The 14,691-nt window shown below is 67.1% G+C and carries 14 protein-coding genes; 8 read left to right on the forward strand and 6 right to left on the reverse strand.

Going from position 1 to position 14,691, the window contains the following annotated elements; genetic code table 11:
• Positions 1-127: 127 nt before the first annotated feature.
• On the forward strand, positions 128-490 hold the full coding sequence (locus ABEB12_RS35795; protein WP_185065239.1) for a hypothetical protein: 363 nt from the start codon (positions 128-130) through the stop codon (positions 488-490).
• A gap of 514 nt (positions 491-1,004) precedes the next feature.
• On the opposite strand, the gene ABEB12_RS35800 is transcribed toward ABEB12_RS35795, so the two are convergent.
• The gene (locus tag ABEB12_RS35800) at positions 1,005-2,090 is read right to left on the reverse strand and encodes an RNA polymerase sigma factor (protein ID WP_425572305.1); all 1,086 of its coding nucleotides are present in this window, start codon (positions 2,088-2,090) and stop codon (positions 1,005-1,007) included.
• Between the two features lie 487 nt (positions 2,091-2,577).
• Positions 2,578-2,886 (reverse strand): hypothetical protein, encoded by a 309-nt coding sequence (locus ABEB12_RS35805; RefSeq protein ID WP_185065240.1) that lies wholly within the window; start codon positions 2,884-2,886, stop codon positions 2,578-2,580.
• 494 nt (positions 2,887-3,380) lie between these two features.
• On the opposite strand from ABEB12_RS35805, the gene ABEB12_RS35810 reads away from it, so the two are divergent.
• The 4 genes from ABEB12_RS35810 to ABEB12_RS42300 all read left to right on the forward strand — a co-directional run bounded on the left by ABEB12_RS35810 (position 3,381) and on the right by ABEB12_RS42300 (position 6,583).
• Positions 3,381-4,109, forward strand: coding sequence for a GAF domain-containing protein (locus ABEB12_RS35810; protein ID WP_185065241.1), 729 nt, complete (start codon positions 3,381-3,383; stop codon positions 4,107-4,109).
• Positions 4,110-4,122: 13 nt separating this feature from the next.
• A complete protein-coding gene (locus tag ABEB12_RS35815) occupies positions 4,123-4,869 on the forward strand; it encodes an ANTAR domain-containing protein (protein ID WP_185065242.1) in 747 nt (248 codons plus the stop codon).
• A gap of 569 nt (positions 4,870-5,438) precedes the next feature.
• Positions 5,439-5,981, forward strand: a complete 543-nt coding sequence (locus ABEB12_RS35820) for a PE domain-containing protein (protein WP_185065243.1) — start codon at positions 5,439-5,441, stop codon at positions 5,979-5,981.
• Positions 5,978-6,583 carry a DUF3558 domain-containing protein gene (locus tag ABEB12_RS42300; RefSeq protein WP_185065244.1) on the forward strand — a complete coding sequence of 202 codons (606 nt, stop codon included), beginning with the start codon at positions 5,978-5,980 and terminating at the stop codon, positions 6,581-6,583. Before ABEB12_RS35820 ends, ABEB12_RS42300 begins: the two co-directional genes overlap by 4 nt.
• A 457-nt stretch (positions 6,584-7,040) precedes the next feature.
• On the opposite strand, the gene ABEB12_RS35825 is transcribed toward ABEB12_RS42300, so the two are convergent.
• The gene (locus ABEB12_RS35825; protein WP_185065245.1) at positions 7,041-7,862 is read right to left on the reverse strand and encodes a hypothetical protein; all 822 of its coding nucleotides are present in this window, start codon (positions 7,860-7,862) and stop codon (positions 7,041-7,043) included.
• Between ABEB12_RS35825 and ABEB12_RS35830 the strand changes: the two genes are divergently transcribed.
• Positions 7,852-9,909 (forward strand): BTAD domain-containing putative transcriptional regulator, encoded by a 2,058-nt coding sequence (locus tag ABEB12_RS35830; protein WP_185065246.1) that lies wholly within the window; start codon positions 7,852-7,854, stop codon positions 9,907-9,909. The genes ABEB12_RS35825 and ABEB12_RS35830 overlap by 11 nt on opposite strands.
• Before the next feature lie 420 nt (positions 9,910-10,329).
• On the opposite strand, the gene ABEB12_RS35835 is transcribed toward ABEB12_RS35830, so the two are convergent.
• Together ABEB12_RS35835 and ABEB12_RS35840 are read right to left on the reverse strand one after the other, a co-directional pair.
• Positions 10,330-10,746, reverse strand: a complete 417-nt coding sequence (locus tag ABEB12_RS35835; protein ID WP_185065247.1) for a hypothetical protein — start codon at positions 10,744-10,746, stop codon at positions 10,330-10,332.
• The gene (locus ABEB12_RS35840) at positions 10,743-10,994 is read right to left on the reverse strand and encodes a hypothetical protein (RefSeq protein ID WP_185065248.1); all 252 of its coding nucleotides are present in this window, start codon (positions 10,992-10,994) and stop codon (positions 10,743-10,745) included. Before ABEB12_RS35840 ends, ABEB12_RS35835 begins: the two co-directional genes overlap by 4 nt.
• Positions 10,995-11,476: 482 nt before the next feature.
• On the opposite strand from ABEB12_RS35840, the gene ABEB12_RS35845 reads away from it, so the two are divergent.
• Together ABEB12_RS35845 and ABEB12_RS35850 are read left to right on the forward strand one after the other, a co-directional pair.
• Positions 11,477-12,748 (forward strand): helix-turn-helix domain-containing protein, encoded by a 1,272-nt coding sequence (locus ABEB12_RS35845; RefSeq protein WP_185065249.1) that lies wholly within the window; start codon positions 11,477-11,479, stop codon positions 12,746-12,748.
• Positions 12,745-13,293, forward strand: coding sequence for a GNAT family N-acetyltransferase (locus ABEB12_RS35850; protein ID WP_185065250.1), 549 nt, complete (start codon positions 12,745-12,747; stop codon positions 13,291-13,293). The genes ABEB12_RS35845 and ABEB12_RS35850 overlap by 4 nt, the downstream gene beginning before the upstream one ends.
• Before the next feature lie 41 nt (positions 13,294-13,334).
• Here the strand turns inward: ABEB12_RS35850 and ABEB12_RS35855 are convergent, their stop codons facing one another.
• Positions 13,335-14,156: an ESX secretion-associated protein EspG gene (locus ABEB12_RS35855; RefSeq protein ID WP_185065251.1), complete on the reverse strand. Its 822-nt coding sequence runs from the start codon at positions 14,154-14,156 to the stop codon at positions 13,335-13,337.
• Positions 14,157-14,691: the final 535 nt, after the last annotated feature.

The following is a 14,691-nucleotide window of genomic DNA, read 5'->3' on the forward strand; positions in this document are numbered from 1 at the left end:
CCAAACCAGGACGCTACCCGGATCTCGGGCCACCAGCACGCTCTACGCTCGCCTCGTGGTGCTTGCCGGTACTGTTCACCGCCCGCTGCGGGTCGCTCTGGCGTGCTTGTGGCTACTGGGAGCCGCAATGGCCGGCTTCACCGCGCCGCTGGCGGCCTGGCGGGTCAGCGTTGGGTCCGCCCTGGTGTTTATCGCGGTGGCCGTGTGCCTGGTCGTGCTCGCCGTGGGCACGCTGCGCCGGGCACGGTGGGCGTTGCTCATCGGCCTGGTCGGATGTGCTGGTCAACTAGTCGCCGTGGTGGGCACGGTGTTCGAACTTGCCCACCCCCTCGACACCGCCAAGACGCGCGAACTGCTGGCCCTGGGGATCGATCCCACCCTCGCGGTCAGCATCAATCTGATTTACTCAGCCGCCGCCTCGGCACTGTTCGTGTGGGCGGCCCTGCGCTCGATCACGACCCGGCGACGCCGCGCAACACCCCAGCCCTGACCGAGATGCCGGCCCAGCCAAGCGGGGAGCCCGATCGCCGGGTACACCACCAACTACATAGTCATCGTGTCGGCTACAGAGTCACCGTGTCGGCGCCGATCAAGCGGGAGCAACGCCAAGTTATCCATAAACCCGTCCCCATAGCCAATGACGCGACGTCTCCACGGCGAGAGACGCTCAACAACGGCCCTCCGGAACGGCAGCATTCGACATGGTTCGAATACCCACCGTCCACCAGCTAAGCAGGATATATTGCAACAGACACAACCTTCGGTCGGTGGAGTGATCCGCATTCTTGCTGGTGGGGCTGCTCCACCCCGGCATGTTCCCGAGGTTGTGGAAGGCACCGAGCTGGGACAGCTGGGACGACAAAACAGCCGCAACAATGATGCATCCACCGTAACAAGACTCTGGCGGCCTCTTCATAGTTTCTGGCCCGGTCTGGGGGTGGGAGGCGTGACTCTAAGCCGGGGTCCGACCCGCCGACGGAGCAGAGGGGCGGGGGTCGCGGGCGCTATCCGTCGAGGTAGCCGCGCAGCTTCTCGGATCGGGCGGGGTGGCGCAGTTTGCCCATGGCCTTGGATTCGATCTGCCGGATGCGTTCGCGGGACACTCCGTAGACTCGGCCGACCTCGTCCAGGGTGCGCACCCGGCCGTCGGTGAGCCCGTAGCGCAGCCGAACCACTCCGGCCTCCCGCTCGCTCAAGGTGGCCAGTACCGAGCACAACTGCTCTTGCAACAGCGTGAACGCGACCGCGTCCACCGCCACCACGGCCCCGCCATCCTCGATGATCTCACCGAGGCGGGTATCGCCCTCACCGGCGATGGTCTGGTCCAGCGAGATCGGTTCGCGCGCCACCGCCCGGATCTCCAGCACCCGCTGCGGGGTGATGTCCAATCCGCTGGCCAGCTCGCCGGTGGTGGGCTCGCGGCCCAGCTGAACGAGCAACTCCCGTTCCAACCGAAACAGCATGTTCATGGCCTCGAACATGTCCGCCGACACACGGATGGCGCGGGCCTGATGAGCCAAAGCGCGGGTCATGGCCTGGCGAATCCACCAGGTCGCGTAGGTGGAGAACTTGAAGCCCTTCGCGTAGTCGAACTTCTCCACCGCCCGGATCAAACCCAAGTTGCCCTCCTGGATCAGATCCGGCAACGGCATCCCCCGACCGGTATAGCGGCGGGCCACCGAGACCACCAACCGCAAATTGGCCTCCACCAGCCCGATCATCGCCCGCTCACCATCACGCACAATCCAGCCCAAATCCCGGCGCAACCGCACAACCGACCCGTCCCGACCGGTCGGTCCCTCACCCGCGCCGCCGGTGATATCGGCGAGCCGGTCCCCGGCGAACACACCAGCCTCGATCCGCCTGGCCAAAGCCACCTCGGCCTCAGCCGTCAGCAGCGCGACCTTCCCGATCCGGGTCAGATACGCCCGCACCGAATCCGCGTCCAGCGTCGATTCCGCTTCCTTACGCGCCCGGCGCAGCGCCTCGGACTCCGGGGACTCCAGATCGTCCCCGCCAAACCCGGCGCTCAGCCCGCCCTCGACATCCCAGGCGAACACTGGAGGAGACTCACCGGCGCCGCTGGCCACCACCTCACCGCCACATCCTGGCCACCGAGCGGCCCGCAGCAGTCGCGCGCTCCAGGCGGCGTGCCTCCGCACCAGCGGGAGCACGATGCGCGAACACCCTCCGAACGCCCACCTCGACCGATAGTGCTCTATGAAGGCGCTTCATCTCCTGCGGCCATCGCGGCAACGGGACCCGCCCAAGCCGGGGCGACCCAACAGCTCCCGGGGCTCTCCGATCACCGCCGCTCACCGCCCCACGCGCCGACCACACGGTGTCAAAGACCATCACCGCCGCAGGTAGAGCCGGTGCTCAATGTGGCCGCGCAGCCAGCGGTGAGGTACCCGTCGGGCACTTCTGGCTGGATGCGACGTTGTGGCATCCAGCGCAACGGCGGCATCGGGGCGCGATGTGGCGGGGCGGACGAAACGTGACGGGCACCAACACCGGTTCCCGGGCGACGGGCAGGGGCGCTGGTCGTCTGCCGATTCCCGCCGAACAAGACCCTGACTAGTTCGGCCATGTGTCCCGCGCGGCGATGGCTGGGGTGTGGTGGCCGTGAGTGGTTTGGGTGTAGAGCCATAGCCAGCCCAGTGCGCGTCCGGCGTCGGTGAGCTCGCCAGTCAAGGCTTGCCTGGCCCGCATCCAGCCCCAGTAATCCCAGGCGTGCACCTCGATCTGTATTTGCAGGTAGAACGGGTCACCGTCGGGGTGGTGTTGAAATGCCCAGCGAAGGAATCGGGCCCCGGCCCGCTGGATGCACGCGGACTGCTCCGCCGGGATCTCGCGGCCGTCCAACCAGCCGATGAATCTGGTCATAACGTCCTGGGTAGCCGCCGCGTCAGACTCCGGCGAGCGGGATATCGACTGGTTGGCGGACTTACCGGAACGTGACATGCACACCACCGGACTCCAGATAAGGGCGCTGGTCACCACGCTGCCGGCGCTTCGATCAATTCCTCGTAGTGAGGCGAATCGCCGAGGTCTGGAGCGAGCCGTCGACCAAGTCTGGACACGGGTCCGCGCGCGGTCAAGAAATTGCCTCCAAATGCCGGTCCGCCACTCCGCCTGGCCCGGCGTGCCGCGCACCACGAAAACGTCGACCGATCACCAGAAAACCCGGGCGGGCCGGCCATTCGCAACGCCCCAGCGCACGAGCAGTGACGCTGGGGTTGATGGAGTTACGTGTAGCGTGGGGCACGCGCATCGTCGACTCTCGATCCAGTCCCTGTCCTGGTCGGCCGCGGGATGGATCGGGGTCTTGGGAATGACCAGTATCTGCGGCTGGTGGGCCATGCCCCAGTGTCGAGCCGGTGGCTAGGTCCGGCGAGGTCACCTCGGCGTTGCTGGCGATCGCCCGCGAGGTCACCGATGACGGCGCGCTGGCCGCTCTGATCTGTCGAGCCTGCGTGGCCGGGCTGGACGTGGACGGGGCGGCGTTGTCGCTGCTGACCGCGAGCGTGGCCCGCCAGACACTGCACACCACCGACGCCACCGCCGAGTTGCTGGAGGAGCTGCAGCTCACCCTGAACGAGGGCGCCTGCATCGAAGCGGCGAGGACCGGGAGCCCGGTACTGGTCGACGATCTCCGCCACCCGACCGAGTTGGCCCGCTGGCCGGCGTTTACCCGTGCGGTCCTCGAACAAACCCCGGTACGGGCGCTGTTGTGCTTGCCACTGCAATGGGGGTCGAGCAACCTGGGTGTGCTCGACCTGTACCGATGCGAGCCGGGGAGCCTCAGTGACCACCAGCGCGGCGATGCCCTCGCGGCAGCGGACACCGCGGCGCTGATGATGCTGACCCTGCGCACCGACCCCGGTGAACTGGATGGTCATACCGCATCGTGGTTGGAACCCGCCGTGACGAACCGCGCCGAGATCCATCAGGCCACCGGAATGGTGGCAACTCAGCTGGGCGTGGACGCGGCCGACGCGCTGGCCCGGATGCGCGCCCACGCCTTCAGCCACCAACGCCTACTCATCGACGTCTCCCGCGACATCGTGGCCAGACGTCTCGACTTCACCAACGAACGAGACAGCTGATGAGGTACACGCGATGAGTCAAACCGACGCCACTCGCGAACAACTCGTCGCCCAGGCATTCGTGTCACTGGCCGACACCCTGGTCGACGAATACGACGTGATCGAGCTGCTGACCCGGCTGGTCGGCTACGGCATCCAGCTACTCGGCGCGGACGCCGGCGGCATCCTATTGGCCGACCCCCACGATGTGCTGCGCGTCGTCGCCGCCTCCAACGAGGACGCCCGACTGACCGAGCTGATGCAGCTGCAAAATGACCAAGGCCCCTGCCTGGACTGCTACCACCACAGCACTCCAGTCAACGTCGCCGACATCGCCGCCTCAACCGAGCGCTGGCCCAGATTCGTCGCCGCCGCAACGCACCGGCCGGTGTTTCGCGCGGTTCACGCGCTGCCACTGCGGCTACGCGGACAAGCGATCGGCGCGCTGAACCTATGGCACCACCACACCGTCGCCATGCGCACCGACGACCTCGTCCTCGGCCAAGCACTAGCCGACGTGGCCACCATCGCGATCCTGCAAGAACGAGCGATCCGACGCGCGGAAGTGCTCAACGAACAGCTCCAGAGCGCGCTGAACAGCCGCGTGATCATCGAACAAGCCAAAGGCGTGCTGGCCCAGCACGCCACACTCCCCATGGACCAAGCATTCGACCTCATGCGCCGCTACGCGCGCACCCACAACCAGCGCCTCGCCCAAGTCGCCCGCGACCTCACCCAACGAACACTCGACCCGAACACGGTGATCCCACCAACACGGTGATCCCACCAGGGTGAGCCACACTCCAGATCCCCGCGAGTCCAGGGGCGCAAAGCGGCGGACAGCCCGCCACCGAGGGGTTTAGCGACGGACCGCCCACCTTCTTCCTGCCCAGGGTGCCGCAACCAGGGCACACACTCGGCTGGACCCCGCGAACCGGCCGTCGACCACCAAACACACTGGCCACAGCACCCACCCGAATACCCACAGGGTCTAGGTGAGTCACCGGCTCTGGCTACCACACCACGCTAGAGACACCCACAACCAAGCGCCACCCGCCGATCGGCCCAACCACCACGACCACTCAGACCCCACCGTAGGAATACGACCAGGTACGAATACCTACACTGCGCCAGCTGCCCCCGCGCGACCGTCCGCGAAAGGCCCCCAACGGTCGCGGCCGAGCGGGACCGGCACGTTCGCCCTCCCTCCCGCGAAGCGCGCAAGCCGAGTAACTACTCACCCAATAGACTCAACGGCGGGCAAGGAATGAGTGGCATCAACACTGTCACGGTAACCAGATTCGCGAAAACGCCCCGAGCGATGGCCGGTTAGCTCTATTGTGGTCGGCTGTGACCACGCCATGGGAGCAAGGGCCGGGCCGAGTGCCCCACAGCGAAAATCTCGCAGCGTATGAGCGCGCGGTGGCCCGGCAGCTTGAGCAGCTCGCCTTGCAGGTGACGCCGCAGACGGTGCTGCAAGTCCGCAACGGCTTCCTCGGCGAGGCCCAACGCTTACAGGATGCGCTCCGGCACCACGCGGCTAATATCGTGGTGGGGCCGGTTGGGGGCGACCCGCTGTCGCAGCCGGCCGCGAATGTGTTCAACGAACACATCAAGTTCACCCTTGCGAAATGCCAGGCTTATGTGAACCAACTGCGCACGCAAGGGGACAAGCTATCTCAGACCGCGCGCTCCTACGGTCATACCGAGCAGGAAATCAAGCAGTCGTTCGAGCGGCACGTCAAGGCTCGGCAGCAAGAATGGCGGGACGTGCAGGAGGGTCACGACCGAATCGCGCGGCTGCCCGGACTGCAACGCGAGATCCTCGACCCGCCACCAGCGCCGCCACCGCCCCCGGAAGGGGGGCAGAACCTGCCCAAAGGGCCGTCATGACCACTCCAACCGACTCATCAACGCGGCGCCTCCTAGTGTGCGCGGCGCTGGTCCTCGGCCTCACTGGCTGCGCGGTCACACCCTCGCAACCACCCACAAAACCGGAGGCCGCGCCACACCCTCAAGCCGCCCCCGCACTGCCGCCACGCCCCTCTGAGCTGCGACTCGACGGCATACGGCCGTGCGCCTTGCTGACTGAGGCCCAAATCTCTCAACTCGGCATGGCCGAGGGTCGACCGGGAATCAATGACCAGGGAGCTGGTGAGGAATGCATTTGGTCGAATCCTCCAGGCACCGGCCCAGATATGGGGTGGCTCGCACGGACGGATACGGCACGAGGGGCCGAGTACGCCCTGCGCAGCGTCACAGGCGCTCATATCATTCAGATTGACGGGTTTTCCGCCGTTGAGACTACGTCGCCGCTGGTTGATTCGAGATGGAGCTGCATAGTCCTCGTTGACGTTGCCCTGGGACAGAGCTTTTTAGTGCAATTCCAAAACAGCGGCGGCACCGATCCGCTCATGACGCATGAGCGTGCCTGCGCGCAAGCGACACGTGGCGCCAGCCTCATGCTCCAGAATCTTCGATCGCGGTCTCGGTAAGGAACGTTGTCGTGAGTGACCCACTTCCGCCAGTACGTTACGAGGGCTACACGCTGGCGGAGAAATACGCGTGGACGAAAGGGGGTCTCGGCCCCGGTGCGACCGAACCGGCCGCGCGGGCACTGAATGCGCTTGCCCCCACGTTCGCCGAATCAACGGAGTCCCTTCGGAAGACGGTCATGGGTGCCGGTTTGGAATGGCGCGGCGAAACGGCGAACGCGGCGACCGAGGCGCTCCAGCGCACCGCCCAGGCGGCCAGCGTGCCCGCGCAGGCCAGCCGCGGGGCGGGGGGCGGGGTGGAGCGCTACGGCGATTCGTGGGCGCACACCCGCAGCCGCATCCCTGCGCCGATTGAGGTGGGTGAGAACAGTTTCGGCGGGCGCGCGGTCGATCAGTTCAACTCGATGACCGGCGACGTGTTCGGCGTGCAGTCCGACTACCGCAAACGACTCGATGCCTACCGTGCCGCCGACGCGGAGGCCAACCGGGCACTGATTGAGCACGACCGCACGACCCGCGAGACCCTGGCCAAGCTCAACGCCGCCGACGCGCCCCCGGACGGCAACCGCCCCGGCCCGGCCCCCACCCAGCCGCCACCGCGCGGCACACCCGCACCCGGCGCGCCGGGTGGGCCCCGGCCAGCGCCCCCACCGGTTGGCGGGCCGGCACCCCAGCCGGCGCCGGGTGGGCAGAACAGGGTGTCACCGGGTACGCAGAGCCCGCCGTCGGCGCCGATGGAGCCCAGCGGAGCACCGGCCCGACCGGTTCCGTCGCCCCCGACCACGCCCCCGACCACGCCCTCGACCCGGCAAGCCCCTGGACCCGCCGCCCCCGAGCCGACCGGCATACCGCCGTTCGGGACCGAGTGGGGGCCTCGGGACCGGTACGGGCGCCCGTTGCCACCGGTACCGCCGGGCGGGTCGGGTATTCCGGGACAACCGGGCCCGGCCCGGCCTCCCGGCCCATCCGGGTCGACCTTGCCGCCGGGCACGTCCGCGCCCGGCACCCCGACCCCGCGGTCGCCGATGCCGGGATCACCGGTGCCGGGCTCGCCGGTTCCCGGGTCCCCGTTCCCCGGGACACCCCCGCCGGGAGCACCCGGCACGCCGGGCGGGGCGCCGGGCACGGCGCAACCACCGATCCAGCAGACCCCCGGCCCGATGGGGCCGTTCGGGTCGCCCGGGGGCGGTGCCCCGGGCGCCCGGCCGCGCGGCAACCCGAAACCTGGCCGGACCGAGGGGGACGGGTTCGACCTGGGCGACTTCGCGGTGAAGGCCACCCCGGCGGTGTTGCTCGGAATCGGGGGCGGGCTTGTGGCGGCCAAGGTTGCGCACAACCGCAAGAAAGCCGCCAACGAGCCGTTTCAGCTCGACGCTTTCGAGCACCGCATCCAGCAAGCCACGGGCGAAGCACGCGACCAGGGCGAAGACCTGTCGAGCTACGGAAACCCCAGCACACACGGCGGATGGGCGTCCCTGCTGCCCGATGTGGGTCCTCGCGCGTTGCAGATCGGCGGCAGCGGATCAGAACCGGCGTGGCTGGATCTGACCGCTACGCCCGGGTGCGGCTTCCGGGGACCCGGGGCGCACCACGCGCTGTGTTCCACGTTCTTGTCGATCCTGCTGCGGGCCGGCCAACGCCCACCCGGCCGCGTGATCATCCCCGAGCCCGACGCCGTCCGGCTACTGGGCACCACCCGGCCCGACCCGAGCCCGGAAAACCTGTACGTGCTGGCCGATCTGGAACACGCGCTCGCCGCGCTAGACACCGAGATCGCACAGCGCCTCGCGAACCGTGCCGCCACCGCGACGCTGCCGCTAGTGGTCTTGATGCTGGCCGACCCACCCGCCGACCCCACCAAAGCGGCCGAGCTGGCCGCGCTGCTGCGCACCGGGCACCGCCTCGGAGTGACCGCGCTCATGGGCGGTGACTGGCCAGTCGGGTCCAGCATCGATATCGACGCGCAGTTCCGGGTCACCGCCACCCGCGGCAACGCCGTCGGTCACCTCACCGGCGCTGGCCTGGCCCACTGGCCCCCCGCCCGCGTGCTGGACGTGTGCCGGCGCATCGACGACGGCAACCGCGTCGCCTCCCACCGCGCGAGTAGAGCCGCGAACGAAACCACGACCACCACCGCGGACCCGGCGCACGCCCAGACCGAGACCCACGCAACCGAGACCGACGCGACCAGCGCCACCCGGACTCAGCCACCCGACACGGGGCCTACACGGCCCGCCGCAGGCACGTTCGATCACCAGTCGAACACCGCGCCGGACACCGGTCACAACGGCGCAGACGGCGACAGCCTGGACGGCGCGGACGTCACCCACGCGACCGGCGCCGCGGCGGTCGCGCCCAGCTCGCCGGCCGAGCCCGTGACGTCGCCCGTGCCCGTGTCGCCCTTGCCCGGGGCGGGAGATCCGGCCGCCGCGAGCATTCCGGGCGAGCTTGATCCGGGCAGCCCCACCGCGGCCGACCGCGCCGAAGCGGCCGAGCCTGCCACCACCGCCCCGGCCGGGCCCGCCACAGTGCCAGACAACTCTGCGGCGCCACCGAGCCCGGACACCAACAGCGGGCTCGTGTGCCGGTTGGACCTGATGGACACGCCCCGGCTCACGCTGATCTCGCCGGACGCGGGCACACCGCCGGTCAACATCACCCCGTCCGGGCGCGCGCTGGTCCGGATGTTGGTCAAGCTCGGTTTGGTCCGAGGCCCGCAGCGCCGCACCGCCGTCGCGGCCGCGTTGTGGCCGGAAACGAACATCGACCGGCCGACCAACACGTTCAACAGCTACCGGACCCGGTTGCGTCAGTTCATCCAGAAAGAAACGAACGGCGCGATCACCGACCTGATCCAGGACCACGAGGACGGCACATGTGAATTGCGGCCCGACCTGTTCCAGGTCGACTACTGGGAATTCCAGGACGCGACCGACCCGCGCAGCACCGCTGACGCGCCGGACCGCGCCCGCGCCTACCAAAACGCGCTCGCCAGCTATAAGGGGGACCTCGCCGGGAACATCCACGACGAGTGGATCACCGAGCACCGCGCCAACACCCAACAGGAAGCGCTCAAAGCCGCGATCAACCTCGCGTACGAACTCACCAACAACCACGACGAGCCTGAAACCGCGCTCGCCGTACTCGACCAAGCAGTCGCTTTTGACCCCGTGCACGAGCCGATCTATCAGCACCTCATCCGGCTCCTGCTCAAACTCGGCCGCCGCGACGCGGCTATCCAGCGATACAAGACACTGGAACGCGAACTCGACCGCGAACTCGGCATCGAACCGCTACCCGAAACCACCCGCCTACTGTGGCAATGACCGAGACCGCGACAGCCGGCCGCTCAAACTGCCGATTCCCGGCCGACACCCCCGCTTATATCGCTCGCCCCCATCTCTGAACGTCCACTCCCGCCTCGATCAGATAACGCGCGTAGCTCGCTATCCGGTGCATCCAACACGGTCCCCCGAACAACCCCACTAGGCCACAACGCACACAGCACCCGCTCTCATCGACCGCATGTACTTCGTCGAGCACAAGATCCACTTGTCCCCGCGTGATCAGACCGAAGGCTACCGAGTCCATCATGTACAAAACCCATTCAGGATTGGGCGACCCATAGATCCCGAAAGCAGGCTCGGAACGGCCAGGAGAAGTGTCTTCACCCATCAAAAGCTCCCACGTGGACATTAGCGCAAAGGCCATCTTGAATTGGATCAGCTATTGGGCAGGTCAGAAATTCAAGCGCTGATAGCCGCCAAGACTGTCGGGGCTAACCGCGAGCCGAGCGACAGATCACCACTCAGGCGACGGTAATGCCGGCCGTCGACTCCTCGGTATTTCTTCGACTGATTACGGAGATGATAGGTGCCCGGCGGGCAGCCACTATCACAGCGATAGATCGTCATCACGCCGTTCGGTCGACCCGTGTCGATCTCGAAATCTCTTGCTGCTCGCTCCGTCGCATCACGCGACCGGTAGCGCCGTTTCCCGCATTCCCCGGCCGTGCCGTCCACCAGTCGGTCGGAACTGTTGAACTCGTTGAGCGCCAGAAACTGGGGCGCAAACGGGTGCCGGAGGACCTGTTCGAACGCAGCGCGCCACGCGGTGTCCGAGAATGCGCCCTCCTCGGCGACACCTTTCCAATCAGCTTTCACGTTCCCGCGTCCGACTCGCTGTATATGCGTCGTTTCGCCTCGGTCGCCCACTCATACCAATTGCATGGATTCTTCGGCGAGTGGCAGCTCAAGCACAGATCCCCGTAGCCGCGGACAGAGTGAATTGTGATCACCTTGTCCGCTTCCGCCTCGCCGCGTTCGACGAGCAACGCGATCACGCCGTCAGCCATCGCACGCAACTCCTCGACCGGCGACGATACGACCATTTCGCTATCCCGATCAGGCACGGCCGGCCCACCCCGCCGCTATGCCGGCCTTGCCGAGGCTGGCCTGTTCCCCCATGACACTCGACGCGATCACCGGCACACCCCACGGGGACCACGCCACCACCAGGTCCTCCGCACCCGGACCAGGACCAGTGGGTAGTCAGCAGTGACGCGCCCGCCGGTCTTCCTTGCACAATGCGCCTCGCGCCGTTCCGCCCGCGCCCGTGCGCGCCGACCAAGCCAGGAGTCCAGGCGAACGCCGACGCCATACCGTAGTAACTCGCGGGTGGTCATCACCCCGTGGTCCACCATGAACCGGGACGTTAAGAGCCGAAGTAGCCCGCTGACCAGGGGTTACGCGGCTATGTGTATAGATCACGTATAACTATTCGGAGATCAACAACGGCCCTGGGATCGCCATCCCGGTAAGATCCCCGTTCATAGGAACGCCCGGTACCTGCCACTACCGGGCCACAGGGGCTGGCGACCGCTGAGAGGTCGACATGGACGAGGCCACCCGAAAGCTATTCGGGAGTGCTCTGCGGCAACTTCGTCGTCGGGCGAACCTCTCCCAGCCTCAGCTCGCCGGCCAGATCCACGTCTCCCAAGCGAGTCTGTCCCGCTATGAATCCGGCTCACAGTCTGTTGATCTGGTTACAGCCTCGCGCTTGGACGACCTGCTCAACGCTGGTGGCGCCCTGCGCGCCTTAGCCGATCAGGCCCAGTCCTTGTCGTGGCCGGATGACCCTGGAGAGGAGGAGGACATGCGCAGACGAGCCCTGCTTGCGGGCGCTGGCGGTGCCGTGCTTGGCGGCGCGTTGAGCGCTCTGGACCCAGTACGCCGCGACACCGAGGCCGCGCTCGGTGGCCCGGTCGCCGAGCATGACGCCGTTGAGTGGGAACGTGCGGCCGACGAATATGCCCTACTGGTCAACCAACTACCTGCGCAGCGTCTCCTTCCGGAACTGCTGGTCGACCTAGACGACGCCCGCCAACACCTCGACCGCGCACCGGAGAGGCTCAAGCCGCGGCTCGCGCGGGTGTGCGCCCTGTTCGGCGGGATTGCGGCCCTGTCGTTGGTCGGCGCGGGCTACTGGCGTGAAGCCGGACGGTACTGGCGGCTCGCCGAACGCGCTGCCCGCCTGAGCGGCGACCGTACGCTGAGTTGCGTGATCGGCGGCCGCCGCTCAGTGTTCAGTCTCTACGCGCCCGGCAGCACTCCGGACACGGCGCTTGCCCTTTCATCTGACGCGCTGGCCTGGAGTGACGGCCAGCCGAATGCCGGCACGGCGAGCGCACTCGCTACCCGCGCCCAGGTGCTCGCGATGCAAGGCGACCGCGCTGGAGCACGCAACTCTCTAAACGATCTTGAGGCGGTCTTCGACCGACTGGACGACGATGTCACGCGAGGCCCTGGGCACAGGGAATGGAGTTGGCCCGAGACCAGGCTGCGCCACGTGCAGTCGTTCGTACACTCACATCTCGGAGCGCGAGAGGCCGCCGACGCCCAAGACGCGGCGCTCGCGCTCTACACATACCCCAGCTCATTGGGGGCAGCGCAGGTTCGCTGTCACCAGGCCATGTCCATGATCGTCTCCGGTGATCCGACAACCGGAGTCCGTCACGTGGTGGACGTGCTCGAATCGCTCGACCCGTCATTCCGGCGTGGGTTTGTAAAGACTTCGGCAGTACGCGCTCTACGTGCGCTGCCTGAACGCGCGGCCGGGCTTCCTGAGGTAAGGCAGGCCCGTGAACTGCTCGGAGCATCCGCGTGACCGAGGCACTCACTTTTGCTCACCTCGGTTCGGACGCCATGACGGAGCTTGAAGACGCGGTCACCCGGCTATACGTAGCCACGCACAGCGAGGTGCTCGACACGTCGTTTTACTCGGCCGACCGGTTCGTTGAGCGAATACGTGGTTACGCCCGAGCCCCGGGTTTCGAACTCGTCGTCGCCTATCGCGAGGCTGAGCCGGTAGGGCTGGCACTCGGCTACACACTGCCGACCGGTGCGCGCTGGTGGGACGGGCTTACTACTCCGGTCGACGCCGAGTTCATCACCGAGGACGGCACCCGGACATTCGCGCTGTGCGAGATCATGACTCACCCGGACTGGCAGGGCCGAGGGATCGCCCATGAGGTCCACGACGAACTCCTACATAACCGCCCCGAACGCCGTGCGACGCTGCTCGTCCGTGAGGACAACGAGAGCGCCCGCGCGGCCTACTTCAAGTGGGGGTGGCGAAAGCTCGGGAAGCTTCAGCCATTCCCGGATTCCCCCCATTACGACGCGCTGATCCTTGACCTGACCCAGTCCTGAATCGGCGGCCGCCTGGCAAGCTGCCGCGAATGGGCCTCGCCCTATGATCGGCCCGACGCCCTGAGCGCTGCTGCGGGACCCTCGGCGATGAGTTGGTCAAGGACCTGTGCAAGCAGCGAATCGCTCAGGGGACAGACCGTGACTGTGCCCGCTTTACGAAGTTGCAGGTAGTGGCCGGTGCGGGTGCGGTGAAAGCCGATCACCCACGGGCCGACCCACGGCGTCCCATTGGTGTAGAACGTCGTGCCGATCTGACCGAGTACCTCGACGTCGGTGCACATACGCGCGCACGCGCGCGCGTCCAGTCTTGTCACTCCCAGCTCATCGGCGAGGTAGTCAGCCATGGCCCACAGGGAGTCGCCGGCCGTTGCCTCCCGGGCAGCGTCGAGTACCTCGGTCGGCAAGTGGACCGTGCGGCCGATACCGACGTTGATCGGGCCGATTCTCTCGGTCACTTCGGTCGCCAGCCGCGGCGCTCGAATCGGTTGCAAGGTGATCTCGTCGCGGTGCTTGGTCACCAACACGCCTTGGCTATCGGCCACTGCGCCAATGACAACCGTCGAGTCCCCGTGAACCGCCTGTAGGCGCAGGTCGAGCTGTAGCGTCGGGGCGGCGAGCAGCCGCAGAGCACTAGCCAGGCGGGCGCTCAGCCCAGACGGCCCCGCCATGTCCCGGCGCCGAAGCGCCTCAAGGACGGAGTGGACGAGTTGACGACGCTCCGGCCAGGTTCGCCCCGGGCTCGGCAGCTCAAGCGTCGCCGGGGTGGTCCCAAGCCTGAGCAGCTCCCAACAGATGTCAAACTCCAGATCGGAGAGCAGCACGTCACCCTCAGCGGCCGCGCTAGATATTGCTGGGCTGGTCATGCCAGCAGTATCGTCCAGCGGCATTGATCAGTTGGGCCGTTTGGCCACGTAGTTAGCTTCTCGCTCGCCCTTCAAGGGCGGGAGGGGATGAGCTTAAGAGAGCCCGGGGCAACCACCAACGACGCATCCGAAATGGACTTCATGCCCGGCGCCAACTCAACGGACGTCCAGGTCAGAGGCGTGCGGATCTAAGTACCGTTAAGAATGCCTCTTGAGCGGTCCGGGAACGTGGTCAATAGCGGCATGTCCGGGTCGTCGGGTCGGATCGCGTCCTCACGCAACTGTTCGCCCGTTGGATGAGCAGCTCCGGGGTCACCTGGTAGCCCGGTGCGCCCGCGGGCCGGGGCGCGGCGGGAGTCGGGTCGTGCGTGAGCGGCCGGGGCGGGGCTGCGGGAAGGCGGTCAGGGGGCCGGTTCATGACGACACACACCTTTCTCCACAAGGGGTGGACACACTGAGCCATTTCCACTTGGCGAATTCAACCGGTGGACGCAACACCAGCCTGTTGGAGCGATGCTAGCTGATCATCGAGCGC

The organism is Actinospineispora eucalypti, assembly GCF_039543365.1.
Taxonomy (GTDB): Bacteria; Actinomycetota; Actinomycetes; order Mycobacteriales; family Pseudonocardiaceae; genus Pseudonocardia; species Pseudonocardia eucalypti.